Source organism: Arthrobacter sp. 24S4-2 (genome assembly GCF_005280255.1).
Lineage (GTDB): Bacteria > Actinomycetota > Actinomycetes > Actinomycetales > Micrococcaceae > Arthrobacter.
This window is the reverse complement of sequence record NZ_CP040018.1, coordinates 270,237-296,409: the sequence shown is the minus strand read 5'-3', so window position 1 is coordinate 296,409 and position 26,173 is coordinate 270,237. Positions and strand designations below refer to the sequence as shown.

Here is a 26,173-nt window from a genome sequence, read left to right as displayed (position 1 = left end):
CCTCCGGTTCCCGGGTGTGTCTTGAGAAAGGTCGGAAAGCGTGGACACGAGGAAGCTGGCGTACTTCGTCCAGATCGTAGACTCGGGCAGCATCACAAAGGCCGCGGCAACCCTGCATGTGGCACAGCCGGCCCTGAGCCAGCAGGTGTCGTCCCTGGAGAACGAACTCAAGCAGCGGCTGCTCATTCGCAGCAAGAAAGGCGTCGAGCCAACGGCAGCCGGACATACGCTGTACCGGCACGCCCAGATGATCCTCCGGCAGGTGGAGCAGGCACGGAAGGACGTGGAGACGTCCGGGGCAACCCCCACCGGCCGGGTGTCGGTGGCCATCGCCCCCTACAGCATGGCCTCCAGCCTCGCCCCGCAGATCATCAGCGAGGTCAACCGCCGCTATCCGGACATCACCGTGCACCTGACCGAAATCTATGGCGGCGTACTGAGCGAAGCCATCAAAAACGGCCGCCTGGACATGGCGCTCATCTATGAACCGGGACCCATCCGCGGTGTCCAGTTCACCACCATGATCGTCGAAGACCTTTATCTGGTGATCAGCCCCGAGGCGGGCATTTCGCCGGAAGCAACGGAAATCAGCCTGCACGAGGCGGCAGGCTTCGGCCTGTTCCTGCCGGAGAGGATCCACACGCTCCGGCAGATCGTGGAGCGCGGATTCGATGAGAACGGGCTGAAGCTGCGCCTCATGGGCGAGGTGGAGTCCGTTCCGTCCCTTGCCCGGCTGCTGCGGGCGAACCTCGGTGCAACGGTTCTGCCGAGATCCGCGGCAGATGCGCTGTTCCACGACGAGGACTTCCAGGTGCTGCGGATCACCGGGCCTGCACTGCAGTCGAAGATAGCCCTGTGCACTCCCGACCACGAGCCGCTTTCCGAAGCCGGCTCCGCCGTTTTGATTATTTTGAAGGAAATGCTTCAGGATATGTTGAACCGGAAATACGGCGAGTAGCCGACAATCCGCCCGCCCCTCGGAGAGGCATAGCCGCGGCTTATCAGGGCACGCGGATTTTGTCTTATTCATGGTGGAATAATTTCCCTAGGATCAAAGAAACAAATGATCACATTCCCCGCAGGGGAATTCCGGGAAACACAAGGAATATTGCCATGAAGAAAACAGGAACTGCTGCCAGGATGGGCTCCGGCCAAGGCACCCGCCTGGCTGCGAGGACGGGCAGCCACTGCCCGGTCAACGGTTTCTGGCGCGCCCAGCCTGGCCCGGCGGGCGGCGTCGGGGAACCGCTATTCGTCTTCGAGGGCAGCATCATGCCCACCTCGTCGGGCCGCGGCACCACCTGGTACCTCGTCGACACCAGGAGCCCGCTGGCGGACTAGGCCACGTAAGCGCGAACGGATAGGAGAAGGCCCAGTCAGCAAGTGCTGGCTGGGCCTTCCTGCGTTGCCGGCGGCTTAGAGCGAACCCTCCGGCCTTCCTAAACTTCCACGAGCAGCCCCTTGGCTTTGAGGACGTCGGTCAGCTTGCAGAGCTCAATGGTGGTGCCGCCGTCGTGGTACTGCCTGATCAGCTCGCGTTCCGCGTCGTCGCGTGCCTGCGAGAGGGCGATGACTTCCTCGGCTTCCTCACGGCGGACCACAACAACACCGTCGGCGTCTCCCCGGAGGATGTCCCCGGGGTAGATGATTTCGTCGCCGAACACGACCGGGTGGTTGATGGGACCCAGGGTCTCCTTCACCGTGCCCTTGATGCAGATGTTGCCTGAGAAGACGGGCAGGCCCAGCTCGATCAGGTCCTGCGTGTCGCGTACGCCCGAGTCGGTGACCATCGCGGCGATCCCCTTGGACTTCATGGCGTTGCCCAGCACGTCGCCGAATGTACCGGCTTCCTCGTATTCCCCCGCCGCCACCAGGACAACATCGCCAGCCTGGGCGTAGTGGATGGCCACCTGCAGCATCAGGTTGTCCTGCGGGGCGCAGCGGACGGTCACGGCGGGTCCGCAGAAGGACATGGACCGGTCGATCGGCTTGATCCGCGAACTGAGCGCGCCCTTGCGGCCCTGGGCTTCGTGGATGGTGGCGGAAGAAAACGCGGCGAGCCGGCTGACGACGTCGGCGTCCGGGCGTTCGATGTTGGTCTTGACGTGGATCATGGCAGGGTTCCTAACGGGAGTGGGAATTCAGGGTTGGATGACGCGGGTATCCGGCGCGTGCGCCGGAACTCAGCTGAGGGCCCGGACGGCCTTGTCGATGGCCGCAGTCGCTTCCTGGATGATGTCCAGGCCGGTGGCAAAGGAAATACGGAAGTACGGTCCGAGCCCGTAGGCCGATCCGTGGATCGTGGCGACATGCGCCGCATCGAGGAGGTACAGCGTGAAGTCCTCATCGGAGGTGATTTGGGCGCCGTCCGGCGTCCGCTTTCCGATGACGCCGGCGCAGTTTACGTACGCGTAGAAAGCGCCTTCGGCCGGGGCACAGTGCAGGCCGTCGACGGCGTTGAGGCCCGCCACGGCGGCGTCACGGCGGTCCCGGTAGACGGCCACGCTCTCGCTGACGAAGTCCTGGGGACCCGACAGGGCGGTCGCCGCGGCCGCCTGACTGACGGAGGACGGGCAGGACGACATCTGGGACTGGAGCTTGTTCACGGCTGCGATGAGCGGCGCGGGACCGGCCGCATAGCCAAGCCTCCACCCTGTCATCGCATAGGCCTTGGACACGCCGTTCACCAGGAAAATCCGGTCCCGCAGCTCCGGGGCCACCTCGACGAGGCTCGCAATCCGGCCCTGGCCGAAGTAGATCTCGTCGTAGATTTCATCGGTGAGGACGTTGACCTGCGGGAAGTCCCGAAGGGCCGCGGCCAGGGCGCGGAGTTCCCCGCGGCTGTAGACGGCACCGGTGGGGTTCGACGGCGCGTTGAGGATCAGCCACTTGGTGCGCGGCGTGATGGCCCCGCGCAGCGCTTCCGGCGTGAGTTTGAAGCCGGCCTCCTCCGTGCAGGAGACAATGACGGGCGTACCGTCGTTGGCCAGGACCATGTCCGGGTAGGACACCCAGTAAGGGGCCGGAATAATGACCTCGTCGCCGGCGTCCAGAGTGGCCATGAGCGCCAGGAAGATTACCTGTTTCGCCCCGCCGCCCACGGTGATCTGGTCCGGTTCAAACCTGATCCCGGTGTGGTATTCGAGCCTGCCAAGGATGGCTTTCTGGAGCACTGCGGTGCCGCTGACGGAGGTGTATCTGGTTTCACCGGCATTTATGGCGGCGATGGCCGCTTCCTTGATGTGCTGCGGCGTATCGAAGTCAGGCTCACCGACCGTCAGGTCAAGGATGCGGCGGCCCTCGGCTTTGAGTTCCCGTACCCTCGCGGCGGCCGCCACGCTAGGAGACGATTTGATGCGGCTGACGCGGGCAGCGGGGGAAAAATCAGGCATGGTCTCTTCCAGGTTCTTGAGTGGGACGCAACCAAAGAACGGTTCCTTCATTCGAGCGTAGGGACTCGGCGGAGGAATGGATAAGACCTATTCTGCGTGGACGGATAAGCAGAACTTATGTCCCCGGCGGGGACAATCCGGCGGAATTGCCGGCTGCGCCGGGCTTAGGAAGCGCCGCCGGCGTCGCTGACATCAGCTATTTGTGTGGCCCGTTGGCTGTCGGTGGATGCCGGCGCCGCACCGGCGTCTCCGGCGCCGAAGCTGCCCAGCAGTGTCAGGGAATCGGCCGACGGCGAACCGGGCTTCGCGGAAAACACCCGGAGCACCTGGTCCGGGTCGTCGGGCAGCACCAGGTTTTCAAAGTTCAGTTCCAGGTCCCCCACCACGGGATGGTGGAGCCGCAGGTTGCCGGCCGAGGGCGTCGCCACCCGGTGACCCGCCCACCATTGGCGGAAGTGCTCGCTGTGCACCGCGAGCTCGCCCACCAGCTGGTTGGCCTGGGCATCGTTGGGGTGCCGGCCAACGTCAACGCGGAGGGCACCGACCGCTTCGGCTGCGACGGATTTCCAGTCCCGAAACAGTTCCCGGGCACGCGGCTCCAGCATCAGCCATCGCGTCAGGTTCCGTTCCCCCGCCGGCAGCGCTGTGAAGTCGGCAAACAGCAGGAAAGCCAGGCGGTTGCCGGCCAGCACGTCACTCCGGCGGCCCAAAACCAGGGCGGGAACATCACCCACCGCATCCAGAAGCTGACGCAGCCCCGGCCGGACGCCCTGGGCCGGAACCCCCGGACGCTGCGATTCCGCACAGTGCTCCAGGAGGTCCATCATGTGTGCCTGCTCGCTGGAATCCAGGCGCAGCGCCCGCGCCACGGAATCGAGCACTGCCCGGGACGGGTGGATGTTGCGGCCCTGCTCCAGGCGCGTGTAGTAGTCCGTGCTGACGTCCGCCAGCCGGGCAATTTCCTCACGGCGCAGCCCGGGGACCCGCCGGGCTGCGGAGGTCCCGGGCAGCCCGGCGTCCTCCGGCTTCAGCCGTGACCGCATGGCCTTCAGGAATTTTCCAAACTCGGCGCTCTGACCCATGCCTTCCATTGTGCATGGCCGGAGGCAGTCTTTCTACAACGAAGGTAGGACTGCCAGTCCTAGGAAAAACAGGAATAGGCACCCCTACTGACACAGCATCACAATGTGCATAGGCTCAATGCATAGCCAGCACGAAAGCGGTTTCCCGCGAGCCCTGCCCGCTCCTTGGCAGCGCCTTGCAAGTGCCTTGCCAGTGTCCTGGCGCCGGAATCCAGCCCTACCACCGGAAGAATCGACGATGTCCCAGACGCATGAAACCACCATCCCGCAACTGACCCTCAACAACGGCGTTCAGATCCCGCAGCTCGGCTTCGGAGTGTTCCAGGTGCCGCCGGAAGAAACGCAGCGCATCGTCGAAGACGCGCTCGAGGCAGGCTACCGCCACATAGACACCGCCGCGGCCTACCGCAACGAGGCCGGCGTCGGTGCCGCCATCGCCGCATCGGGTATTCCGCGCGAGGAAATCTTCATCACCACCAAGCTGCGCAACGGCGAACAGGGCACTGCCCACGAGGCCTTCCAGAACAGTCGCAAGGCGCTCGGCGTCGAGTTCGTGGACCTCTATCTGATCCACTGGCCGGTGCCGTCGCAGGGGCTGTTCACCGAAGCCTGGAAGGCGATGGAGAAGCTGTACGCAAACAGCCAGGTCCGGGCCATCGGCGTCTCCAACTTCCTGCCGGAGCACCTGGACACGCTCCTCCCGGAAGCGGAGGTGGTCCCTGCCGTAAACCAGTTCGAAATCCACCCCACGTTCCAGCAGCAGGAACTGGCAGCCAAGTGCCGGGACCTAGGCATTGCCGTGGAGGCCTACAGCCCGCTCGGCCAGGGAGCAGACCTGAATGCCGCCGCGGTGAAAGCCCTGGCCGCCAAATACGGCGCCACGCCGGCCCAGGTCGTGCTCGCCTGGCACCTCGCCCAGGGCACCATCGTCATCCCCAAGTCAGCCGACTCGAAGCGGATGCGGGAGAACCTGGGGGCCGTCGCCGTCGGGCTTTCCCCCGCCGAACTCACCGAAATCACCGCCCTCGAGTCCGGTGCCCGCGCGGGCGCCGACCCCGCGGTCGCGGCCTTCAGCCAGATGTAGCTGCCAAGCGGCCAGCCGCGTCACTGCACCAAAACTAAAAACCTCAATAACCAAAGGATCCCTCAGCATGCAGTACACCCAACTGGGCCGTTCCGGCCTGAAAGTCTCCCGCCTGTGCCTGGGCACCATGAACTTCGGCCCGCAGACCGAGGAAGCCGCCGCGCATTCCATCATGGATTCCGCGCTGGAGTCCGGCATCAACTTCTTCGACACCGCCAACGTGTACGGCGGCTCGGGCCGCCACGGCTGGACCGAGGAAATCATTGGCCGCTGGTTCGCCCAGGGCGGCGAGCGCCGCGAACGCACCGTACTTGCCACCAAGCTCTACGGCACCATGACGGACCGGCCCAACGAATCCAAACTGTCCGCGCTGAACATCCGGCGTGCCCTGGATGCGAGCCTGAAGCGGCTGCAGACGGACTACATCGACGTCTACCAGTTCCACCACATCGACCGGAACACCCCGTGGGACGAAATCTGGCAGGCAATGGAGGTGGCCGTCCAGCAGGGCAAGATCCTCTACGCCGGCAGCAGCAACTTTGCCGGCTGGCACATCGCCCAGGCCCAGGAAGCGGCCTCGCGCCGTCACTTCAACGGCCTGGTCAGCGAGCAGTCCATCTACAACCTCCTCACGCGCAATGTGGAGCTGGAAGTCATCCCGGCCGCACAGCAGTACGGGCTGGGGCTGATCCCCTGGTCGCCGCTGCACGGCGGCCTGCTGGGCGGCGTGCTCAAGAAGGAGCGCAACGGCGTCCGCCGCACCGAAGGACGGGCGGCCGAGACGCTGAAGAAGCACCACGAACAGATCCGCCAGTACGAGGACCTGGCCGATGACCTCGGCCACGAACCCGGGGATGTCGCCCTCGCCTGGCTGCTGCACCAGCCCGCGGTCACCGCACCGATCGTCGGTCCGAGAACGCAGGAACAGCTCGACGCCGGCATCCGGGCACTGGAGGTAACGCTCGACGCCGACGCGCTCAAGCGGCTCGATGACATCTTCCCCGGCCACCGCACCGCCCCGGAAGACTACGCCTGGTGAGTTTTCCGCAAAAGGTGGCGGCGCCGTCGGACATCCTGTTCATCGGCGGGACCGGCGTGATCAGCGCGGCGGCGGCGGACCTCGCCGTCGCGCTGGGCCACCGGCTCACCATCCTGAACCGCGGGAAATCCACGGACCGGCCGGCTCCGGAAGGCGCCGAAGTGATCAACGCGGACATCCGGGACGCCGCCGCCGTGCGCGGGGCCCTGGGCGAACGCGAGTTCGACGCCGTGGCGGACTTCATTTCCTTCACACCGGAACACGCCGCGGCGGCCGTCGGGCAGTTCTCGGGCCGCACCGCACAGTACGTGTTTGTCAGTTCAGCCTCCGCGTACCAGAAACCGCCCGCACGGCTGCCCATCCTGGAATCGACGCCGCTGCGGAATCCCTTCTGGCAGTACTCGCGGGACAAGATCGCCTGCGAAGACCTGCTGATGCGGGCCTACCGCGACGACGGATTCCCGGTAACCGTGGTCCGCCCCTCGCACACTTACGACCGCACCAGGATTGCCCTGCTGGGCGGCTGGACGGACATCCACCGCATGCGGCAGGGACTGCCAGTGCTGGTCCACGGGGACGGCACATCGCTGTGGACGCTGACGCACAGCCGGGACTTCGCCAAGGCTTTCGTGGGCTTGCTGGGCCGGCCGCAGTCGGTGGGCGAGAGCTACACCATCACCTCCGACGAGTTCCTTCCGTGGGACCAGGTGTACCGGCTGTTTGCCCGGGCAGCAGGGGTCGCCCAACCGGAACTGGTGCACGTTGCCTCGGAAACCATTGCCACCCACGACCCCGAACGGGGCCCGTGGCTGCTCGGGGACAGGGCGCACTCCGTGGTGTTCGACAACTCAAAAATCAAGTCGCTGGTGCCGTCGTTCCAGTGCTCCATCCCGTTCGCGGAAGGGGCCCGGGAGATTGTCCGCTGGCACGATGCCCACCCGGCGCTGCAGAAGATCGACGCCGGCTTCATGGACCTCAGCGACCGGCTGGCCGGTTGGGCGCGCCGGCCATAGGCGCCGGCGGGTTGGGCGCGCGGGCCGTAGGCGCCGGCGGGTTGGGCGCGCCGGCCGTAGGCGCCGGCGGGTTGGGCGCGCGGGCCGTAGGCGCCGGCGGGTTGGGCGCGCGGGCCGTAGGCGCCGGCGGGCAAGAAGGGAGGCCGTGCCACAACGGAATCGTTGGAAGACTTTGCCCTTGAACGTCTGGGCAAACCGACTCAGATGGGAAAGACTTCTGCCATGGCACTTTCACCTGTGATTGAGCTCAATGACGGACACCGGATTCCCCAGATCGGACTGGGCACCTGGCCGCTGGACGACAAACAGGTGGCTGCCGCCGTCGTGGATGCAGTGGAAGCCGGGTACCGCCACATCGACACCGCGGTGAAATACGGAAACGAAGCGGGCGTGGGAGACGGAGTCCGCGCCAGCGGCCTGGAGCGGTCGGAACTGTTCATCACCACCAAACTGGACGGCGAATTCCAAGGCAACGACAGGGCTGTTGCCGGACTTGACGGCTCACTCAGGCGCCTCGGGCTGGACTACGTGGACCTGCTCTTGATCCACTGGCCGCTCCCCCGGCGCGATGAATTCATCTCAACCTGGAAGACTTTTGAACGGCTGCAGGCCGAGGGCAAAGCCCGGTCGATCGGCGTCTCCAACTTCAAGCCGGCGCACCTGGAACGGCTCCTCGCCGCCTGCGATGTTGTACCTGCCGTGAACCAGATTCAGGTCAGCCCGGCCATCACCCGGATAGTGGATATTGCCTACAACCGGCAGCTCGGAATCGTCACGGAGTCGTACAGCCCGCTGGGTGCAGGCAGTGACCTCCTGAACGCCCCAGTACTGGGAAGAATCGCCCAAAAACATGCCAAGACGCCTGGCCAGATCGTGCTCCGCTGGCATGTCGAGCAGGGCCTCGTCGCCATCCCCAAGTCGGCCAATCCACAACGCATGAAAGAGAACCTGGGCATCTTCGGCTTTGCCTTGGACACAGACGACATAACAGCCATCGCCACCTTGGATGGAGGTGACGAGACCGGAGTTAATTCTGACGTCCAAGGCCACTGACGGTCGGCGCCCCAACGAAGTTCACAGCTCCGCCGACTGGAAGATTAATACTAAGCATGATTAGTATTAGGTAGAAGGATGAAGCGTGCCCGGGATCCGGGCACCTCCTCAAAGAAAGAAGAAGGAACAATAAAATGGGTTTTTTCGCATTTCTGATTCTGGGCCTCATCGCCGGAGCAATCGCTAAGGCAATCCTCCCCGGCCGGCAGGGCGGCGGCATTTTCATTACGCTGCTGCTCGGTGTTGTCGGCGCACTCTTGGGCGGATTCATTGGCGGCGCGCTCTTCGGCGTAGGCATCAACGAGTTCTTCTCGCTGTCCACATGGCTCCTGGCCATTGGCGGTGCGATCATCGTCCTGCTTGTTTATGGCATGATCACCAAGCGCACAGCCCGCTAAAGCGGAGCCTGGCCTGAGAAACGGCCCCGGGATTTTTTCCTGGGGCCGTTTTTCCTTTCACGGCCTCATTGGTCCAGGGTCAGCCCCTCCAGCGGGCCGGCCCAAGTACGGCACCTTCTCACGGAGCAGGAGTACAGCATGAAAGCAAAACTTCTTTTTGGTACAGGATTGGCAGCAGGATTTCTTCTGGGCTCCAGGTCCGGCCGCGCCGCCTACGAAAAAATCAAGGCCCGGGCAGCCGGGATCTGGGACAGCAAGCCGGTCCAGGACAAAGTGGCCGCTGCAACCGAGGCGGTCAAAGACAAGGCACCCGAGGTTACGGACCAGCTGACTGAGGCGGCCCGAAGGGCGGGTACAGTCATCAGCTCCGCAATGCACCGCGACAATTCGCCGGCGAGCGCCAAGGACGGCCATGCCAAAGCCGGAGTTCCCTCGGCTGAGGGCGAGCTGCCAGCGGGCGACTACGTCCCTTCGCACAGCACTTATCCGGAAACCGTCAACCTGGGCACCTCCGACGCCGGCACGCCGGACGTCAGCAGCGATCCGGCACTGAACGACGCAACCGGCCAGGACTGGTCCGACGAAGGCGGCGCCACGCCCGACGGCGCCGCCACCAACACGAACCCTGACCGGACCTAGGACTTACCAACATTCGGGGCCTACCCGGCCGGACTACTGGTCCGGCCGGGTCGGCCTTTTTGCCCGCGCACCCCTCCCTTGAGGCGGCGCCGGGCTGCCTGGCGTTCCGGGCTTCACTAGGGTCCAAAGAATCTTGTGGGGGGCCGCGCGGAATTCTAGAATGTGGGTGGCTAAGCAGTCAGCCTTTGAATCCTCAGTCCGGAGTGAATTCATGAGCTTTCGACGCCCGGCACCACGTCCGATGCCCTCAGCCGTGCTGCGCACTCCCTGGCCCGGGCCATGACCGGCTGGAACCTTGACACGGCCGGCTCCATCGGCCATGACGCCGTCACCATCGTTGAAGGATCGTCGTTCTTCATTTCAGCCCTTAACGGGGACCTGGACCCTGCCTTGGCGCACGGCGCCTTCTACCAGGACACCAGGATCATTTCCCGCTGGAACCTGCTGGTCAACAACCACCTTGTCGAGGAACTGACTGTGGTGAACCCCGAACCCTACCGGGCTGTCTTCACAGGCCGGGCACCGCAGCCGGATGGCGCCGCCGACCGCCCCATGGTGATTGAGCGGGACCGGCAGGTGGGCGACGGCGTCCGGGAGACACTGACTGTGCGCAACTACTCCAGCTCTCCGGCGCCCTGCAGCATCAAACTGGCCGTGGAGGCGGACTTCGCGGACCTGTTCGAGGTCAAGGCCGGGCGGAAGACCCGCCAACTGCGTCCCTCGCACCGGCCGGAGGGTGACCGGCTGATCATCAGCGGGCGCCACAACGGCCGGATACTGGGTGTGGCTGTCCGGGCGCCGGGAGCGGACGTCAACCGCCACGGTGTGATGTTCAAGGTAACGGTCCCCGCGAAGGGGTCCTGGACCGCCACCATCGTGGTCACGCCCAGCTCCGACGGGAGCGAACCGGCAGGCAAGTTCTCCGCCAGCACACCGCAGCACGAATCGGTGCCTGCGCTGCGCCACCGGAACTGGGGGGCGGCGGCACCGCAAATCACCATGGACAACCCCGTGTTCGAACGAATTCTGCGCCAGAGCCAGCGCGACCTGGGCGCGCTCCGGATCACGGACCCGGCGCATCCGGACCGCACCGTCATTGCGGCGGGAGCTCCCTGGTTCATGGCACTGTTCGGACGCGACTCACTGCTGACGTCACTGATGGCACTCCCGGTTGATCCCACGATCGCCCTGGGCACGCTGCAGACGCTCGCGGAGTACCAGGGGCAAAGGGTCAACGAGCTCACCGAGGAGCAGCCCGGACGGATACTCCACGAGGTGCGCCTCGGATCCAGCGCCGCCCTGTCACTGGGCGGCGACAAGACGTACTACGGAACGGCGGACGCGACGCCCCTGTTCGTGACCCTCCTGGGTGAAGTCAGCCGGTGGGGGCTCGAGCCGCAGGCGGTGCAGGCGCTCCTTCCCCATGCGGACCGCGCGCTGGAATGGATTACCCGCCACGGCGACCGCGACGGGGACGGGTTTGTGGAATACGAGCGCGCCACACGGCACGGGCTCCTCAACCAGGGCTGGAAAGACTCCTACGACGGCATCAACTTCGCGGACGGCACGCTCGCCGAGCCGCCGATAGCCCTGTGCGAGGTCCAGGGATACGTGTACAGCGCCTACCTGGCCCGGGCGATGCTGGCACTGGACTCCGGCGATACGGGGCTTGCCCATGCCTGGGGTGACAGGGCTGCCGCGCTCAAGGAGGAGTTCAACCGCAGGTTCTGGCTACCGCAGCGCGGCTACTTCGCCGTTGCCCTGGACAAGGACAAGCGGCCGGTCGATGCGTGCGCCTCCAACATGGGCCATTGCCTGTGGTCGGGCATTGTGGACGATGACAAGGCGGCGCTCGTGGCCCAACGCCTCATGGAGCCGGACATGTTCTCGGGTTGGGGCGTCCGCACCCTCGCTTCCACCATGGGCGCATTCAACCCTGTGAGCTACCACAACGGCTCGGTGTGGCCCCATGACAACGCACTGATCGCCGCGGGGCTGATGCGATACGGGTTCATTGGGGAAGCGCAGCGGGTGGCGATGGCGATTTTCGACGCGGCAGCGGCTTTCGGCGGCAGGCTTCCGGAGCTGTTCTGCGGATTTGGCCGCGAAACGGACCGGCCGCCGGTGGCCTACCCCTCGTCCTGCTCACCGCAGGCCTGGGCGTCGGCTACGCCGATCCACCTCATCCGTGTGTTGCTGCGTTTTGAACCTTCCGCTTCCACCGGCGCGCTGTGGCTCAGCCCCGCCTTCCCGGAAAGCTTCGGCTACCTGCGCAAGGACCAGGTGCCCCTGGCCGGGTCCCGGCTGACCATCGAGGTCTCGGGGAATGACGCAAACGTGACGGGGCTGCCGCCGTCGATTGAACTGCATCTGGGGACGCAGGACCCCTGGCGGACCTGGTCAGGGTCCGCCATGACCCCGGCCGGAAGGCTGGCTGATGTAGGAGGCGTAATGCGCATTGGCATTTTGGCACCACCTTGGATCCCCGTTCCACCGCCAGGCTACGGGGGAACGGAGTCTGTGGTCCACACGCTTGCCGTGGGGCTCGCCGAAGCAGGGCACGACGTCGTGCTGGCAGCGTCGGGGGACAGCACCTGTCCCGTGCCGAGGGTTCCGGGCCTTTCGGAAGCTTCGGAGCTGAGCATGGATTCCGGACGGCAGGAGATCCTGCACGTGCTCCGGTCCTACGAAGCCATGGAGGACGTGGACGTCGTGCACGACCACACGCTTCTCGGCCCCCTGTGCCAGCCCAAAGTGCCCAATATTCCGCGCGCCACCACACTGCACGGGCCCTTCGACGATGAACTCACCCGGATCTACCGGGCCATGCAGCGCGAATCGGCGCTCGTGGCCATCTCGCACCACCAGGCGTCCACTGCGAGGGGCGTGAAAATCGCCGCCGTCATCCACCACGGCATCGACGTCCGGTCTGTTCCGTACAGCCCCGTGCCTACCGGCGGAGCCTGTTTCCTTGGCCGTATGCACCCGAATAAGGGCCTGCTTCAGGCCATCATGGTGGCGCGCGAAGCGGGGATCCCGCTGCGGATCGGGGCGAAGATGCGCGAAACGTTCGAGGAGGACTACTTCCACGACGTGATCGAACCGCTGCTGGGCCCCGACGTGGAGTACCTTGGCGAGCTGTGCACGGCAGAGAAGTACCAGCTCCTGGGTGAGTCCGTGGCGTTGCTGAACCCCATCCAGTGGCCGGAACCGTTCGGGATGGTGATGATCGAGGCGCTGGCTGCAGGAACCCCGGTGGTGGCCAGCCGGCGCGGATCCGCGCCGGAGATCATCGCCGACGGCGAAACGGGGTTCCTGGCGGACAGCGTCCACGGGCTGGCAGAGGCATTGCAGGGCTGCCAATGGCTGCACCGTAACGACTGCAGGCGCGAGGCCGAACGAAGGTTCAGTTCCCAGCGCATGGTTGAGGACCACGTACGGTTGTATTCTCAACTTCTGGCAGCAGCGCCCCGGGCTGCAGCGGAAGCGGCCGCCGCGGGGTTGTAAGCTGCGGACCGCGTTCAGCCATCCATGCGTTCAGCGGTCCAGGCGGTCAGCGGCCCAGCCGGCCGATCGCTACAGTGGCGTCCAGTTCCGGGTCACTGGCCAGCTGGGTGGCAAGCCCTGACTCGCGCATGAAGCCAATGGTCCGCGCCGCCTGGTCCGCGCTGGTCTCGATGAGCACGTGCCCGCCGGGGGCCAGCCAGGCCGGGGCCTCCGCCACGACCCGCCGCTGGATGTCCAGGCCGTCCGGGCCGCCGTCCAGCGACATCCTCGGCTCATGCGTTCGCGCTTCCGTCGGCATGGTCCGGATTGCGGCCGTGGGAACATACGGTGCGTTGGCCACCAGGATTCCGATTCTGCCGCGAAGCCCGGCCGGCAGCGGCGCGAAGAGGTCACCCTCGTACACCCGCCCGCCGGCAGCCCCGATGTTCCGCCGGGCGCACAGCACGGCCGTCGGGTCGAGGTCCGAGGCATGCAGTTCGATGCCGTCCTGGCGCGCAGCCAGGGCCGCACCCACTGCCCCGGACCCGCAGCAGAGGTCGACGACGACGGCGCGTGGCCCGCCGTCGGGCGTTACGGCGTCAGGTGCCCGGCCGAGCAGCAGCTCCGCCTGCCGGACGAGGAATTCGGTCCGCCGCCGGGGCACAAACACTCCGGTAGCCACGCCGATTCGCAGCCCGCAGAACTCGGCCCAACCGAGGATGTGTTCGAGCGGCAGCCCCGAGATCCGCTGGTCCACCATCGCCTCCAGTTCCGCGGCCGATTCCGCCGCGCCGGCAATCAGACGTGCCTCGTCCTCAGCGAAGACGCAGCCTGCCGCACGGAGACGGCGGACCGTGGCCTCCGCAGTGTCCATGGATCCAGTGCTTTCCATATACCCGGCCGGCCCGGAGGGCAGTGTGCTTTCTGGCAAACGCAGGCTCCCTCGATGCTGTTTGTGGAGTTTCATGCTACCGAATTGCCAAGGACACAAAGCAACCTTGGGATTTGCTGGAAAATGTCGGTGTAAGCGCTTACGGTTGTGACTTGGCTCTCAATGGCCTGTCTCCAGCATCTTCCTTCACAACAGCATCGTCCTTCACAACAGCACCGTTCACAACAGCACCGTCGCTTACCGGAAGGTTCCCATCGTGTTTTCCCGCAGTGCCAACCGTAAGAATCCGTCCCGGACGGCGGCCGCGCTGCTTGCAGCGCTGGTGGCCGCGTCGGCCGTTTCGGCGCCCGTGCAGGCGGCGCCCGAACCGGAAAATCCCGGCGCGCCCCCCGCCGGCCATTCGCTTCGCGCACCGGTGACGGACGAGAACTTCTACTTCGTCATGGCGGACCGCTTCAGTAACGGAAGCAGCGCCAACGACGACGGCGGGCTGGGCTCCGATCCGATGGTCTCCGGCTTCGACCCGACGAAAAAGGGCTTCTACAACGGCGGCGACCTGAAAGGCCTGCGGGACAGGATCGACTACATCCAGGGCCTGGGCACCACGTCCATCTGGCTGACGCCCAGCTTCAAGAACAAAGCGGTCCAGCCGGAAGACAAATCCGCCGGCTACCACGGCTACTGGGTTACGGACTTCACTCAAATCGACCCGCACTTGGGAACCAACGACGAACTGAAGGCACTGATCGACGAGGCGCACTCGCGCGGGATGAAGGTCTATTTCGACATCATCACCAACCACACGGCGGACGTGATCGGCTACGAGGAAGGTGACCGCACCGCCTACATCTCGAAGGACACGGCTCCCTACAAGACGGCGGCGGGCGAGGCGTTCGATGACCGCGACTACGCCGGCAAGGACACCTTCCCCGCGCTGGACCCGGCCACGTCCTTCCCGTACACGCCCAAGCTGGCCGCCGGCGAAGAAGACCTCAAGGTTCCCGCGTGGCTCAACGATCCTGCGCTCTACCACAACCGCGGCGACACCACGTTTCAGGGCGAGGACTCCTTCTACGGCGACTTCTTCGGCCTGGACGACCTCTTCACCGAACACCCCACCGTGGTCAACGGCATGATCGACGTCTATGAAAAGTGGATCGGCGACTTCGGCGTGGACGGATTCCGGATCGACACCATGAAGCACGTCAACGACGAGTTCTGGCAGGAATTCGGGCCGAAGGTCCTGGACTACGCCAAGGACCACGGCAAGGACGAGTTCTTTATGTTCGGCGAGGTCTTTGACACCTCCAAAAGCTTCACTTCCCAGTTCACCACCCGCAACAGGATGCAGGCGGTGCTGGACTTCCCGTTCCAGGATGCCGCCAGGAATTTCGCCTCCCGCAGCCGGGATGCGGGCGAGCTGGAGACGTTCTTCGCGGCGGACGACTGGTACACGGACGCCGACTCCAATGTCTACGAACTCCCCACTTTCCTGGGCAACCACGACATGGGCCGGATCGGCAGCTTCATCGCAGCGGACAACCCGGACGCGGACGACGCCGAACGGGTAGCCCGAGACCGGCTGGCCCATGAACTGATGTACTTCTCCCGCGGCAACCCCGTGGTCTACTACGGTGACGAGCAGGGCTTCACGGGACCGGGCGGTGACCAGGACGCGCGCCAGACCCTGTTCGCCAGCAAGGTGCCCGACTACCTGGACGACGACCTGCTCGGCACGGATGCCACCCATGCGACGGACAACTTCGACACCGCCCATCCCCTGTACAGCAAGATCAGCGAGCTGGCCGCACTGACCGCCGAGCACCCGGCCCTGCGCAACGGCGCCCACCAGAACCGGTACGCCGCCGAGGGCCAGGGCATCTACGCGTTCTCCCGCACGGACGCGAAGGACCAGCGCGAATACGTCGTTGCCGTCAACAACAGCGAAACGCAGCAGACGGCCTCCGTGCCCACCTACATCTCCAAACGCAGCTACACCCGAATTTATGGGGGCGCAGGAGACGCGGCCAACCCCGCGGCGGAGGCCAAAACAGCCGGTGACGGCAAACTTACAGTCACCGTGCCGCCACTGTCCGCCGTGGTCTACGAATCCTCCGGGCGGATCCCGCGCTCCAAGGCGGCTCCCACCGTCGCCCTTCAGGAGCCGGCCACGGCGGAAGGAGACAACGGCAGGATCCGGGTGGCGGCCGACGTCGACGGTTCCTCGTTCTACGAGCTCACCTTCGAGGCGCGGAAAGCGGGCGGAGAATGGGAGCCGATCGGCACGGACGACACCGCGCCGTACCAGGTGTTCCACGAGGTCACGGCGCTGAACCCCGGCACCGCCGTGGAATACCGTGCCGTGGCCCTGGACAACGGCGGGCACACGTCCGCGAGCGCGGCCCGGACCGGCACTGTCCCCGCCCCTGTCCTCACCATGCAGAAGCCGGCCGAGGGCAGCAGCGCGGACGGCAAGGTGGAAGTCAGCGCCACCGCAAGCCCCGAGAAGGCTGATTACACGGTCAGCTTCGAGCGGAGCGTTGACGGCGGCGACTGGATTGCCATCGGTTCGGACAGTTCATCGCCGGCCTACACGGTCTTCGACGACCTTGCGGCGCTGGGTCTCGCCGACGGCACCGCCGTGCGGTATCGGGCAACCATGTCCGTTCCGGGCGCGGCGAACGTGGTGAGCGATATCCGGACCGTGGTGGCGGGCGAGATCCCGCAGCCGGACACGGTCACGGTGGCCGGCAGCCTGGATTCCGAACTGGGCTGCCCGGACGACTGGCAGCCGGCCTGTGACGCCGCCTTCATGACCCTCGACCCCGCGGACAAGGTCTGGCGCCTCACGGTGCCTGACCTGCCGGCCGGAACGTACGAGTTCAAGGCCGCGCTCAACGGCGGCTGGGACGAAAACTACGGGGCGGGCGGCGCCTTCAACGGCGGGAACATCGTGCTGGAGCACCCGGGAGGTGCCGTCACGTTCCGCTACGACCACTCGACCCACCTGCTCAGCCCGGTGTACGCGTCCCAGCAGCCCGCCGCTGTTGCCTCAGCGGGAAGCATGAATTCGGAGCTCGGTTGCGCGGAAGACTGGATGCCATCGTGCGACCAGGCCCAGCTGGTGCTGGACCCCGCCGACCTGGTCTGGAAGCTGTCCGTGCCTGACCTTCCGGCCGGCAGCTACGAGTTCAAGGCCGCGCTGAACCGGTCCTGGGCTGAGAGCTACGGTGCGGGCGGCTCGCCGAACGGTGCCAACATCAGCCTGGCGCACGACGGCGGCCCCCTCACCATCCGGTACGACCACTTCACCCACGTGATGACTGCGGGCTAGGGGCCGGTGGAACTCTTCCGAAGCAGGGGCGTGACGGTCCAGCTGGTGGATGTTATCCACGAAAGCAGCGCCGCCCTCTCCTGAGGACGGCGCTGCTTTCGGTGACGGTGCTTTCGGGGGCGCCGCCCGGGGGCGGCGCCCGTTCGGCCCGGAGGTTAGACCAAAGTCGAGGTGTCGATGACGAAGCGGTACCGGACGTCAGAGGCCAGAACGCGTTCGTAGGCCTCGTTGATCTTCTCGGCCGGGATGACCTCGATCTCGGCGCCCAGGTTGTGCTCGGCACAGAAGTCCAGCATTTCCTGGGTCTCACGGATGCCGCCGATCATTGAACCGGCGAAGGAGCGGCGGCCCATGATGAGCGCGAACGCGTTCACCGGGAGCGGTTCCGCCGGTGCGCCGACGTTCACCAGGGCGCCGTCGAGGGTCAGCAGTTGCAGGTAGGAGCTGATGTCGATCGAAGCGCTGACGGTGTTGATGATCAGGTCGAAGCTGCCGGCCAGGTCGCTGAAGGTGTTCTCATCGCTGGTGGCGTAGTAGTGGTCTGCGCCCAGTTTCAGGCCGTCTTCCTGCTTCTTCAGCGACTGGGACAGCACAGTGACCTCGGCGCCCATGGCGTGGGCGATCTTGACGGCCATGTGGCCCAGGCCGCCGAGCCCGACGATGGCGACCTTCTTGCCGGGTCCCGCACCCCAGTGGCGCAGCGGCGAATAGGTGGTGATGCCGGCGCACAGCAGCGGCGCGGCGGCGTCGAGCTCGATCCCCTCGGGGATCCGGACGACGAAGTCCTCGGTTACCACGACGTGGGTGGAGTAGCCGCCCTGGGTGATGGTGCCGTCGCGGTCCACGGCGCCATAGGTGCCGGTGTTGCCCTTGAGGCAGTACTGCTCCTCACCCTTCTTGCAGTTCACGCACTGGCCGCAGGAGTTCACCATGCAGCCAACGCCGACGCGGTCGCCCACGCTGTGCTTGGTGACTTCGACACCGACCTCGGTGACGATTCCGGCGATTTCGTGGCCGGGTGCCAGCGGGTACTGCTGGGGTCCCCAGTCGCCGCGCACGGTGTGGATGTCCGAGTGGCAGATGCCAGCGTACTTGATTTCGATCAGCACGTCGTGGGGGCCGACGTCGCGGCGTTCGATGGTGGTGGGAACGAGGGCTCCGTCAACGGACGGGGCAGCGTAAGCGTTAGCGGTAAGCAATATCTTCTCCAATGTTGGGTGAGAAATCCGTTTGGTTGGGTGGAAGTCTTAGGGGCGAATGAGCACTTTGAGCGCTTCGCGGTCGGCCATCGCCCGGTACCCTGCAGCGACGTCGTCGAGGGCCACAGTATGGTCAAACACCTTGCCGGGTTGAATTGTTCCCGAGAGGATGTCCGGCATCAGTTCTTCGATGTAGGCCCGGGCGGGGGCAACGCCGCCCGTCAGCGTGATATTGCGCATCACGGTGCCGAAATTCATGGGCACATCGGTGTACTGCGCAGCTCCCACCCTACCAATGGCCCCGCCGTCGCGCACGGCGGCGATCGCGGTGTTGATGGCATCCTGGGTCCCGACGCACTCCAGGACCATGTGTGTCCCGTCGCCGCCGGTGAGTTCACGGATCCGTTCGATCCCGTCGTCCCCGCGTTCGGCGATGATGTCCGTGGCACCGAATTCGAGCCCAAGATCGGTGCGGTCCTTGTGCCTGCCCATGAGCAGGATCCGCTCGGCGCCGAGTCGCTTTGCTGCGATCACAGCGGACAAGCCCACCGCGCCGTCGCCGATCACCGTCACAGTGGTGCGCGGGTTGACTCCTGCCGTGACGGCGGCGTGGTGGCCGGTGCACAGCACATCGGAGAGCGTGAGCAGGGAGGGCAGCAGCGGCGAGTCCTCGCCCACGGGCAGCTTCACCAGCGTGCCCTGTGCCTGCGGGACGCGCACCGCTTCGCCCTGGCCGCCGTCGAGGTTGTGGCCCCACTGGCCGCCGTGGCGGCAGGACGTCTGCAGCCCCTCACGGCAGAAGTCGCAGGTGTTGTCCGACCAGACAAACGGCGCCACCACCAGGTCGCCTCGCCTGAAGCCCTGGACGTCGGAGCCGAGGTCCTCGATGACGCCAAGGAATTCGTGCCCCATGCGCCGGCCGTGGTCCGACGCCGCGAGCGAGCCGTAAGGCCAGAGATCGCTGCCGCACACGCAGGACAGCACGACCCGCACCACTGCATCTGTCGGTTCCTTGATGGCCGCGTCGGGCACGTTTTCCACGCGCACGTCGCCGGCGCCGTACATGATTGTTGCTCGCATCAGAATCCTTTTCGGAATGGAAGTAAGGCGTTGATGTAGAGGTGGGCCGATGTAACGGTGGGCCGGGCCGGTCAGCCGGCGTGCGCCGTCGTCGGCTGTGCCGTCGTCGGCTGTGCAGGCGTCGTTTGCTCTGCAAGGACTTCCTTGAGCGCGGTGACGGCGCTCATGGCGTTCGGCCAGCCGGCGTAGAACGCCAGGTGAGTGATCGCTTCGACCAGCTCATCCCGGGTGACTCCGTTGGCGAGGGCCCGGCGCAGGTGGGAGGAGAGCTGGCCGGTCCGGTAGAGCGCCGTCAGGGCAGCCACGGTGATGAGGCTGCGGTCGCGGGGCGAGAGGCCGGGCCGTTCCCAGACGTCACCGAAAAGCACGTCATCGGTGAGCTGGACGAGCTTGGGTGCGACGTCGCCGATGAGCTGCTGGGCAGGTGAAGGGGTCTCTGTTGCCATGGTGGTGCTCCTTAGGATGTGTTCGGTGCATACCCAGAAAACCGCGTTCCTTATGCGCGGGGAAGGTTCTGTTGATACAGGTACTGACAGGGCCTCCCTCTGGCGACGGAAGGCTCCTAGGGTTGAAGGCGTGAATGCGACGCCCACCGGCGCCGCCGCGACGCCCACCGGGCGTGCCGGGCGCCCACCGGGCGCGCAATCCAGCAACAGAGGAGACCAGTTGGAAATCCAGCCGAAGACACCAAGCAATAAGGGACCGGCGGAGATGTTCACCGGCGACGTCTGGTTCGACGTGATCGCCAAGGGCGAGGATCCGTCGCGGCTCCGCGTGAACATGGTGCGCTTCGCGCCGGGCGCCCACACCGCGTGGCACTCCCACGCGAACGGCCAGACCCTGCATGTGACTGAAGGCCGCGGCTTGGTCCAGTCGCGCGGCGGGGAGGTCATCGAGATCCGTCCGGGCGACACCATCTACACCCCGCCGGGTGAAGAGCACTGGCACGGCGCGGCCGCGGACCACTTCATGTGCCACCTTGCCATGTGGGAAGCCCTGGGCGAAGGCCAGGAGGGCCCGGAATCCGCGTGGGGCGAGCACGTCACCGACGAGGAATACGGCAGCAACTAGGCGGCCGCGCAAAATAGGGTTCGCCATGCGGCTTGGCCCAGCACTTCCCCGGTTTCCAGGACCCCGTTTCCAGGACGGGTCGCGGATTGAGACTTTCTCTCCGGAGAACGGGCGTAAATTGTCTGACCCCTTTGGGAGAGTTATCCCATGGAAGCCATGGGGGATCTTGCAGCGGGAGGTGCGTTGCGGTGGGCGAAGCTTCGCGGCGCCTCTGCTGTTCAACCTCCTGCTGTTCCATCGCGTGCTGTTCAACCGGCTGCCGCGCGCTTCCGCGGCCTGCGCAGCGTCCCCTCGGAACGCCGGCATCCGGACGCTTTAGCGTCCGACGGCGGTGCGTCCGGTGATCTGGCCCGGAGCCTTGAGTTGCTCAAAAGCCTTAGTTCGACGGCGGTCGCCGAGGCCGCACTGCTTGATTTCCGTGAGGCCGCGGATTTCGCCGCCAACGTCGAGGAAGTCTCCCGGACGGTCGAATACTTGCAGGTTGTTGCGGCCGGTGCTGTGGACCGGAGCCGGCGCCAGGCCACAGCAGCGGCGCGTGCAGGGTCGGGCGCGGCGGTTGGCTGGGTTACGGGATGGGGTGAGACTGCCGTGCGCGAGCCGGTGGGCTGGGTCACCGGGAAAGCCGGCCAAGCCGAGAGCGGGCCTGGCGACAGCCAAACCGGCCCATCGGGAAGCGGGCCTGGCGCCAGCGGTCCGGCGGCCAGCGGCGGGCCGAATAGTGATCTGTCGGCTTGCGGCGTGGGCGTAGGCCCGGTTGCCAGCGGCGGGCCGGGATCCGCCCCGCCGGATCCTGCGGATGACGGGTCCCGGAACGCCACCGAGTTCCTCCGTGCCCGGCTGCGGATCAGCGCCGCTGAAGCACGCCGCCGGATCACTCTCGCCGCGGCGGTGCTGCCCCGGACAGGGTTCACGGGCCACACGGAGCCCCCTGAGCGGCCCGAACTCGCCGCCGCCCTCGCCGCCGGGACCATCGGCTCCCGTCCCGCGACCATCATCACAATGGCTTTGGACCGTGTCCGGCACCACGCCCCCGAAGAGGCCCTGGCCCGGATGGAACATGCACTGACCCGCACCGCGGCCGAACGCGACACCGACTTCCTGACCCGCATCGCCCGCCAGTGGACCGACGCGATCGACCAGGACGGTTCGGAGCCTTCCGAGGAAGAACTCCGCCGCCGTCAGGGTGCGTTCCTCCGCCCGGCCCGCCGCGGACTGCACCATGTGGAAATCTTCGCCACCCCCGACCAGTACGAATCCCTCCTCACCGTCATGAACACCGCCACCAACCCCCGCACCCGGGCAGGTACTACTGAGGGCAACGACGCTGGAGGCGCCCCTGACAGCGGTGGCGGGACCGGTGATGGCGCCGGGGACAGCTGCGATGAGACCGGCGGCAACAGCAGTGCACTTGATGCCGATCTGGACAGGCGCACCCGCCCGCAGCGGCTCCTCGACGGCCTCATCGGCGCCTGCAAAGCAGCCCTCGCCACCGGCACCCTCCCGGCCGCGGGCGGGCTACGGCCCCAGGTCATGGTCACCATCGACTACCGCGACCTCCTGGACCGCCTCGAACACACCACCAACCAGGGACCCCGCTACCGCTCCCGAACCGCAGACACCAGCTCCGGCTTCCACGGCGACGGAAGCGCTACAGCTGAGCACCACGGGCCCACCGGGATCCCGGGCACCGGGTCGTTCACCTTCACCGGCCCGGTCACCGCCACCACCGTCCGGAAGATCGCCTGCGACGCCGACATCATCCCCGTCCTCCTCGGCAGCGAAGGCCGCATCCTGGACATCGGCCGCACCACCCGGATCTTCCCGCCCCACATCCGCAAAGCCATCACCGCCCGCGACCAAGGCTGCGCCTTCCCCGGCTGCACCATCCCCGCACCCTGGTGCGAAGCCCACCACATCACCTACTGGTCACACGGCGGACCCACCAGCACCGACAACGGAACCCTGCTCTGCTCCCATCACCACCACCTCATCCACAAAGAACTGTGGACCATCCAGGTCAAAACCGGCATCCCCTGGTTCATCCCGCCACCCCACATCGACCCCCACCAACAACCACAACGAAACAGGTACTTCAAAACCTGAACTGCCGGCCGAAGCTTGGCCCTGCCGCGCACCGACGAAACCCTCGGGTAGCACGGCCGACCGGGTCGAGCCGGAATCGCGAGTGGTATCGGTACGGAATGTTCCTGCCTAAGCCGGTCCGGCTCGCTCACAGACCTCCCGATGGCCAAGGCGGATTCTAACGAACGTGGCAACACCTGACTGAAAAGTGGTGTTGCTTATGGGGCGTTCGGTGCGTCGTAATCTGTTCGAGCTGCCGCCGGTGGCTGGGCACAACGTTCGCGGCGTTCGGCGTTAGGTCAGGAATGCGTCGGCTGCGGAGAGTGCCTCGTCCAGGATCGCCAGGCCCGCGGTGGCGTCGGAGTCGTTCACGTTGAGGGGAGGGGCAACATTGACGCGGTTGCCCATGGTCAGCGGCAACAAGCCCCGGTCCAGGCACGCCTTAGTGAAGGAGACCATGGGCGCATTCGCCGGGCCAGTGGCGCCTGTCGGCACGAGGGGCTCTTTGGTCAGCCGGTCGCGGACGAGTTCGACGGTCCAGAGGCCGCCAATGCCGCGAACGTCGCCGACGGACTCGTGCTTCCCGGCAAGCTCCCGGAGCCCCGGACCCAGGATGTCCGTGCCGAGCCGGGCAGCTGCCGCGACCGTGTCTTCTTCGCGCATCGCGTTGATGGCGCCGACGGCTGCTGCGCAGGCGAGCGGGTGGCCGCTGTACGTTAGGCCCGCGGGGTAGGGGCGTTTGGTGAACATGTCGTAGATTGCGTCGCCCACCAGCACACCGCCCAGCGGCACATACCCGGAGTTCACGCCCTTCGCGAACGCCATCAGGTCGGGCGCCACGCCATCGTGGTCGACGCCGAACCAGGCTCCCGTGCGGCCGAAGCCGACCATCACCTCGTCGGCAATGTAGACGATGCCGTGGCGGTCGCACAGGTCGCGGACGCCGCGAAGGTAGCCGGTTGGTGGCACGATGACGCCCGAGCTGCCGATCACGGATTCCAGGACCAGCCCGGCGATCGTCGACGGGCCTTCCAAGAGGATCACCTGCTCGAGATGGGCGAGCGCCCGCTCGGACTCTTCCTCCGGGGACCTCGACCCGAACACCGACCGGTACAGGAAGGGACCGAAGAAGTGGACGGCACCCGCCGCGCCGGTGTCCGAGGCCCAGCGGCGCGGGTCGCCGGTGAGGTGGATCGATGCCGCAGTCGAGCCATGGTAGGAACGGTAGGCGGCAAGCACCTTCGGTCGTCCTGTGTACAGGCGCGCCATCCGAACCGCATGCTCGATGGCTTCCGTACCGCCGGTGGTGAACAGCACGTGGCCGAGCCGCTCCGGCGAGACCTCCACGATCAGCCGCGCCGCTTCGCCCCGGACATCGGACGCGTGGCCGGGTGCCAGCGTGCACAGACGGTCGGCTTGCTCCTTGATCGCGGCCACGATGCGCGGATGTTGGTGACCAAGGTTGGTAAAGACCAGCTGCGAGCTGAAGTCCAGGTAGCGCCGTCCGCTGGCGTCGATGACATAGCTCCCCGAGCCACCGACAAAAGTGGGCACGCCCCGCGGCCCCTGAACAGCCCAGGGGTGGAAGACCAGTTCGTCGAGATTCATGACCAACCTCCGTTGCTTCAATGCCGGAATGTTCACCCCTGCTGCTTCACCTTGGCACCGCCACACGGCAGCGTCCATAGCGATTGCACTCCCGACGACGGCCGAGACCCAAGCGCCCAGGAAACGCACTTGCGCGACGCTCTGCTGCCCGGGCTTCACGCCTAAATGTATTTACTCACTGGGATGCCCGACGACGGGCGGCAGGGTTTGAAGGCATGCTGGTGACCACGCCATTGCGAAGCTCCGGACTGGAAAGAAGGAACCAATGTCCCTCAGCTTGAGGAAATGAACACGCAACTCCCCGTGGCGAATGCGCCCGTAGCTGACCAGCTGCCCCTCATCAGGGCCAAGTTCAAGCTCGTAGGCCGGCTGACCCCGCCAGGCGTTGCGGTCCTCACCTGCCCGAACAGCCGCGGCCGGTCCTCGCCAATGTCGAAAGGCTCCTCGCCGCGGAATCGCCGACGCGCCCGCTAGCGGAGTTTCATTGACTGGAATGAGCGTCCGTGAACCGTTCGAACCGTTAGTCCACGCAGAGGCAGAAGGGATGCCTGGCCGGGTCGAGGAAGACCCGGAAGGTGGTACCGGGCTGCGAGTCCGCTTTGGCGGCTCCCAGCCCGACGGCGACCTTTTCCCCTTCGTCCAGGTCCTGCACCATCAGGTCCAGGTGCATCTGCTGTGGAACCGCCTGGCCCGGCCATTCTGGTGCCCGGTAGCCGTCCACCTGCTGAAACGAGATGCAGTCACTTCCGTCGTCGGGGCGGATTTCCGCCCAGTCACCGTCGACCTTCACGTTCCAGCCAAGCAGGGCACCGTAAAAGGCCGCGAGGGCCCCGGCGTCAGGGCAGTCGATGACGAGACCAGGGAAGCGTGCGATAGCCATACCGGAATGCTAGCGCCAGAAATTGAGCCCGTCTCTAAAGTTCGCCGGCGAAGTAGTCCACAGCCGCACTGAGTGCAGCTAGCGGACCGCCGCCTTGAGGTCTTACAGCTGTGCCTGGAACAGCGCTTCCCGGGCGTGGGGGTAGTTCCCCTGCGGCGGCCCTAAAGGTATGGGTGCCGGGCCCGACGACGGCAACCGGCCGGTAAGGCGGACTTGCACGGTGGTCCCGGGCGGGACGGTGGCAGTGAGGGCCATCTCGCCGTTGCAGAGGTAAGCTCCGGAGATGCCGCTGCCCCCGGACCTACTCATGACCCTGGCCGAATTCAGTGCCTTCGGTTACGCCTGCTCGGGGCCGAACGCCGAGGCCGAAAGCCGGGAGTATGGCGCCCACACCTTTGAGGTCAACGGCCGCAAAGCGGTCTTTCGAATTGCCAGAACCACTCCGAAGAAGGCCGGCCAGTTCGTGACGCTGTGGCAGCGGGCAGGGCCCGACGGCGGCCCCATCCGGCCCTTCGACAGCTCCGACGGGATCGGGCTCTTTGTGGTCAGCGTCCGCGGCGAATCCGCTGTCGGGCACTTCGTTTTCCCGCAGGCTGCCCTGATTGCCCACAATGTTGTGTCCCAGGAATTTGTCGGCGGAAAGCGCGCCATCCGGGTCTATCCGCCGTGGTCCGAACCCAGCAGCCGGGCGGCGGAGGCCACCCAGCGCTGGCAGTCGGAACACTTTTATCGCATTCCTGATCCCGCTGAAGGCCTGGCTGGGATCCTTGGAAGTCCCGCGGCGTCTTTGCCGGTTCCGGGTGTGTCACGGGACTAACGGCCCTCCGCCGACTCCGCCGGC

The 26,173-nt window shown here is 66.0% G+C and carries 23 protein-coding genes; 13 read left to right on the top strand and 10 right to left on the bottom strand.

Annotated elements, in window-relative coordinates; genetic code table 11:
* The first annotated feature begins 40 nt into the window (after window positions 1-40).
* Together FCN77_RS01475 and FCN77_RS01470 are read left to right on the top strand one after the other, a co-directional pair.
* The gene (locus tag FCN77_RS01475) at window positions 41-958 is read left to right on the top strand and encodes a LysR substrate-binding domain-containing protein (RefSeq protein ID WP_137320812.1); all 918 of its coding nucleotides are present in this window, start codon (window positions 41-43) and stop codon (window positions 956-958) included.
* 155 nt (window positions 959-1,113) lie between these two features.
* Window positions 1,114-1,341 (top strand): hypothetical protein, encoded by a 228-nt coding sequence (locus FCN77_RS01470; RefSeq protein ID WP_137320811.1) that lies wholly within the window; start codon window positions 1,114-1,116, stop codon window positions 1,339-1,341.
* A 98-nt stretch (window positions 1,342-1,439) separates the two neighbouring features.
* On the opposite strand, the gene FCN77_RS01465 is transcribed toward FCN77_RS01470, so the two are convergent.
* The 3 genes from FCN77_RS01465 to FCN77_RS01455 all read right to left on the bottom strand — a co-directional run bounded on the left by FCN77_RS01465 (window position 1,440) and on the right by FCN77_RS01455 (window position 4,474).
* Window positions 1,440-2,114, bottom strand: a complete 675-nt coding sequence (locus FCN77_RS01465) for a 4-carboxy-4-hydroxy-2-oxoadipate aldolase/oxaloacetate decarboxylase (protein ID WP_137320810.1) — start codon at window positions 2,112-2,114, stop codon at window positions 1,440-1,442.
* 69 nt (window positions 2,115-2,183) lie between these two features.
* On the bottom strand, window positions 2,184-3,392 hold the full coding sequence (locus FCN77_RS01460) for an aspartate transaminase (RefSeq protein WP_137320809.1): 1,209 nt from the start codon (window positions 3,390-3,392) through the stop codon (window positions 2,184-2,186).
* Between the two features lie 164 nt (window positions 3,393-3,556).
* A complete protein-coding gene (locus FCN77_RS01455) occupies window positions 3,557-4,474 on the bottom strand; it encodes a helix-turn-helix transcriptional regulator (protein WP_137320808.1) in 918 nt (305 codons plus the stop codon).
* Between the two features lie 238 nt (window positions 4,475-4,712).
* Here FCN77_RS01455 and FCN77_RS01450 point away from each other — a divergent pair, with 238 nt between their 5' ends.
* The 7 genes from FCN77_RS01450 (at window position 4,713) to FCN77_RS27475 (ending at window position 13,207) form a co-directional block, all read left to right on the top strand.
* Complete coding sequence (locus FCN77_RS01450) at window positions 4,713-5,558, top strand: aldo/keto reductase (RefSeq protein ID WP_254678803.1); 846 nt, start codon at window positions 4,713-4,715, stop codon at window positions 5,556-5,558.
* Between the two features lie 67 nt (window positions 5,559-5,625).
* The gene (locus FCN77_RS01445) at window positions 5,626-6,597 is read left to right on the top strand and encodes an aldo/keto reductase (RefSeq protein ID WP_137320807.1); all 972 of its coding nucleotides are present in this window, start codon (window positions 5,626-5,628) and stop codon (window positions 6,595-6,597) included.
* Window positions 6,594-7,610 (top strand): NAD-dependent epimerase/dehydratase family protein, encoded by a 1,017-nt coding sequence (locus tag FCN77_RS01440; RefSeq protein ID WP_137320806.1) that lies wholly within the window; start codon window positions 6,594-6,596, stop codon window positions 7,608-7,610. Before FCN77_RS01445 ends, FCN77_RS01440 begins: the two co-directional genes overlap by 4 nt.
* A gap of 222 nt (window positions 7,611-7,832) precedes the next feature.
* The gene (locus tag FCN77_RS01430) at window positions 7,833-8,663 is read left to right on the top strand and encodes an aldo/keto reductase (protein ID WP_137320805.1); all 831 of its coding nucleotides are present in this window, start codon (window positions 7,833-7,835) and stop codon (window positions 8,661-8,663) included.
* 134 nt (window positions 8,664-8,797) lie between these two features.
* On the top strand, window positions 8,798-9,061 hold the full coding sequence (locus FCN77_RS01425) for a GlsB/YeaQ/YmgE family stress response membrane protein (RefSeq protein ID WP_137320804.1): 264 nt from the start codon (window positions 8,798-8,800) through the stop codon (window positions 9,059-9,061).
* A gap of 138 nt (window positions 9,062-9,199) precedes the next feature.
* On the top strand, window positions 9,200-9,700 hold the full coding sequence (locus tag FCN77_RS01420) for a YtxH domain-containing protein (protein ID WP_137320803.1): 501 nt from the start codon (window positions 9,200-9,202) through the stop codon (window positions 9,698-9,700).
* Between the two features lie 279 nt (window positions 9,701-9,979).
* Window positions 9,980-13,207 (top strand): glycogen debranching N-terminal domain-containing protein, encoded by a 3,228-nt coding sequence (locus FCN77_RS27475; RefSeq protein WP_137320802.1) that lies wholly within the window; start codon window positions 9,980-9,982, stop codon window positions 13,205-13,207.
* A 46-nt stretch (window positions 13,208-13,253) separates the two neighbouring features.
* Here the strand turns inward: FCN77_RS27475 and FCN77_RS01410 are convergent, their stop codons facing one another.
* Complete coding sequence (locus FCN77_RS01410) at window positions 13,254-14,060, bottom strand: putative protein N(5)-glutamine methyltransferase (protein WP_254678802.1); 807 nt, start codon at window positions 14,058-14,060, stop codon at window positions 13,254-13,256.
* 274 nt (window positions 14,061-14,334) lie between these two features.
* On the opposite strand from FCN77_RS01410, the gene FCN77_RS01405 reads away from it, so the two are divergent.
* Window positions 14,335-17,412, top strand: coding sequence for an alpha-amylase family glycosyl hydrolase (locus tag FCN77_RS01405; protein ID WP_254678801.1), 3,078 nt, complete (start codon window positions 14,335-14,337; stop codon window positions 17,410-17,412).
* A gap of 155 nt (window positions 17,413-17,567) precedes the next feature.
* Here the strand turns inward: FCN77_RS01405 and FCN77_RS01400 are convergent, their stop codons facing one another.
* The 3 genes from FCN77_RS01400 to FCN77_RS01390 all read right to left on the bottom strand — a co-directional run bounded on the left by FCN77_RS01400 (window position 17,568) and on the right by FCN77_RS01390 (window position 20,137).
* Window positions 17,568-18,611, bottom strand: a complete 1,044-nt coding sequence (locus FCN77_RS01400; protein WP_137320800.1) for an NAD(P)-dependent alcohol dehydrogenase — start codon at window positions 18,609-18,611, stop codon at window positions 17,568-17,570.
* A gap of 48 nt (window positions 18,612-18,659) precedes the next feature.
* Window positions 18,660-19,691, bottom strand: a complete 1,032-nt coding sequence (locus tag FCN77_RS01395) for an alcohol dehydrogenase catalytic domain-containing protein (protein WP_137320799.1) — start codon at window positions 19,689-19,691, stop codon at window positions 18,660-18,662.
* Between the two features lie 71 nt (window positions 19,692-19,762).
* Window positions 19,763-20,137, bottom strand: a complete 375-nt coding sequence (locus FCN77_RS01390) for a carboxymuconolactone decarboxylase family protein (protein WP_137320798.1) — start codon at window positions 20,135-20,137, stop codon at window positions 19,763-19,765.
* Window positions 20,138-20,357: 220 nt separating this feature from the next.
* Between FCN77_RS01390 and FCN77_RS01385 the strand changes: the two genes are divergently transcribed.
* Together FCN77_RS01385 and FCN77_RS01380 are read left to right on the top strand one after the other, a co-directional pair.
* Window positions 20,358-20,762 carry a cupin domain-containing protein gene (locus tag FCN77_RS01385; RefSeq protein ID WP_137320797.1) on the top strand — a complete coding sequence of 135 codons (405 nt, stop codon included), beginning with the start codon at window positions 20,358-20,360 and terminating at the stop codon, window positions 20,760-20,762.
* Between the two features lie 147 nt (window positions 20,763-20,909).
* The gene (locus FCN77_RS01380) at window positions 20,910-22,865 is read left to right on the top strand and encodes an HNH endonuclease signature motif containing protein (protein ID WP_137320796.1); all 1,956 of its coding nucleotides are present in this window, start codon (window positions 20,910-20,912) and stop codon (window positions 22,863-22,865) included.
* A gap of 273 nt (window positions 22,866-23,138) precedes the next feature.
* On the opposite strand, the gene FCN77_RS01375 is transcribed toward FCN77_RS01380, so the two are convergent.
* The 3 genes from FCN77_RS01375 to FCN77_RS01365 form a co-directional block, all read right to left on the bottom strand.
* On the bottom strand, window positions 23,139-24,452 hold the full coding sequence (locus tag FCN77_RS01375) for an aspartate aminotransferase family protein (RefSeq protein ID WP_137320795.1): 1,314 nt from the start codon (window positions 24,450-24,452) through the stop codon (window positions 23,139-23,141).
* 520 nt (window positions 24,453-24,972) lie between these two features.
* Complete coding sequence (locus FCN77_RS01370) at window positions 24,973-25,332, bottom strand: VOC family protein (protein ID WP_137320794.1); 360 nt, start codon at window positions 25,330-25,332, stop codon at window positions 24,973-24,975.
* 102 nt (window positions 25,333-25,434) lie between these two features.
* Window positions 25,435-25,641: a hypothetical protein gene (locus FCN77_RS01365; protein ID WP_137320793.1), complete on the bottom strand. Its 207-nt coding sequence runs from the start codon at window positions 25,639-25,641 to the stop codon at window positions 25,435-25,437.
* Between FCN77_RS01365 and FCN77_RS01360 the strand changes: the two genes are divergently transcribed.
* On the top strand, window positions 25,640-26,149 hold the full coding sequence (locus tag FCN77_RS01360) for a MepB family protein (protein ID WP_137320792.1): 510 nt from the start codon (window positions 25,640-25,642) through the stop codon (window positions 26,147-26,149). The genes FCN77_RS01365 and FCN77_RS01360 overlap by 2 nt on opposite strands.
* Window positions 26,150-26,173 lie beyond the last annotated feature (24 nt).

Bases quoted from the DNA above. Each gene is read 5' to 3' on its own strand.
- FCN77_RS01410 (WP_254678802.1), bottom strand. From the start codon at position 14,060: ATGGACACTGCGGAGGCCACGGTCCGCCGTCTCCGTGCGGCAGGCTGC.
- FCN77_RS01465 (WP_137320810.1), bottom strand. From the start codon at position 2,114: ATGATCCACGTCAAGACCAACATCGAACGCCCGGACGCCGACGTCGTC.
- FCN77_RS01455 (WP_137320808.1), bottom strand. From the start codon at position 4,474: ATGGGTCAGAGCGCCGAGTTTGGAAAATTCCTGAAGGCCATGCGGTCA.
- FCN77_RS01395 (WP_137320799.1), bottom strand. From the start codon at position 19,691: ATGCGAGCAACAATCATGTACGGCGCCGGCGACGTGCGCGTGGAAAAC.
- FCN77_RS01380 (WP_137320796.1), top strand. From the start codon at position 20,910: ATGGAAGCCATGGGGGATCTTGCAGCGGGAGGTGCGTTGCGGTGGGCG.
- FCN77_RS01425 (WP_137320804.1), top strand. From the start codon at position 8,798: ATGGGTTTTTTCGCATTTCTGATTCTGGGCCTCATCGCCGGAGCAATC.
- FCN77_RS01430 (WP_137320805.1), top strand. From the start codon at position 7,833: ATGGCACTTTCACCTGTGATTGAGCTCAATGACGGACACCGGATTCCC.
- FCN77_RS01375 (WP_137320795.1), bottom strand. From the start codon at position 24,452: ATGAATCTCGACGAACTGGTCTTCCACCCCTGGGCTGTTCAGGGGCCG.
- FCN77_RS01365 (WP_137320793.1), bottom strand. From the start codon at position 25,641: ATGAGTAGGTCCGGGGGCAGCGGCATCTCCGGAGCTTACCTCTGCAAC.
- FCN77_RS01360 (WP_137320792.1), top strand. From the start codon at position 25,640: ATGACCCTGGCCGAATTCAGTGCCTTCGGTTACGCCTGCTCGGGGCCG.
- FCN77_RS01450 (WP_254678803.1), top strand. From the start codon at position 4,713: ATGTCCCAGACGCATGAAACCACCATCCCGCAACTGACCCTCAACAAC.
- FCN77_RS27475 (WP_137320802.1), top strand. From the start codon at position 9,980: ATGACCGGCTGGAACCTTGACACGGCCGGCTCCATCGGCCATGACGCC.
- FCN77_RS01390 (WP_137320798.1), bottom strand. From the start codon at position 20,137: ATGGCAACAGAGACCCCTTCACCTGCCCAGCAGCTCATCGGCGACGTC.
- FCN77_RS01470 (WP_137320811.1), top strand. From the start codon at position 1,114: ATGAAGAAAACAGGAACTGCTGCCAGGATGGGCTCCGGCCAAGGCACC.
- FCN77_RS01445 (WP_137320807.1), top strand. From the start codon at position 5,626: ATGCAGTACACCCAACTGGGCCGTTCCGGCCTGAAAGTCTCCCGCCTG.
- FCN77_RS01460 (WP_137320809.1), bottom strand. From the start codon at position 3,392: ATGCCTGATTTTTCCCCCGCTGCCCGCGTCAGCCGCATCAAATCGTCT.
- FCN77_RS01420 (WP_137320803.1), top strand. From the start codon at position 9,200: ATGAAAGCAAAACTTCTTTTTGGTACAGGATTGGCAGCAGGATTTCTT.
- FCN77_RS01370 (WP_137320794.1), bottom strand. From the start codon at position 25,332: ATGGCTATCGCACGCTTCCCTGGTCTCGTCATCGACTGCCCTGACGCC.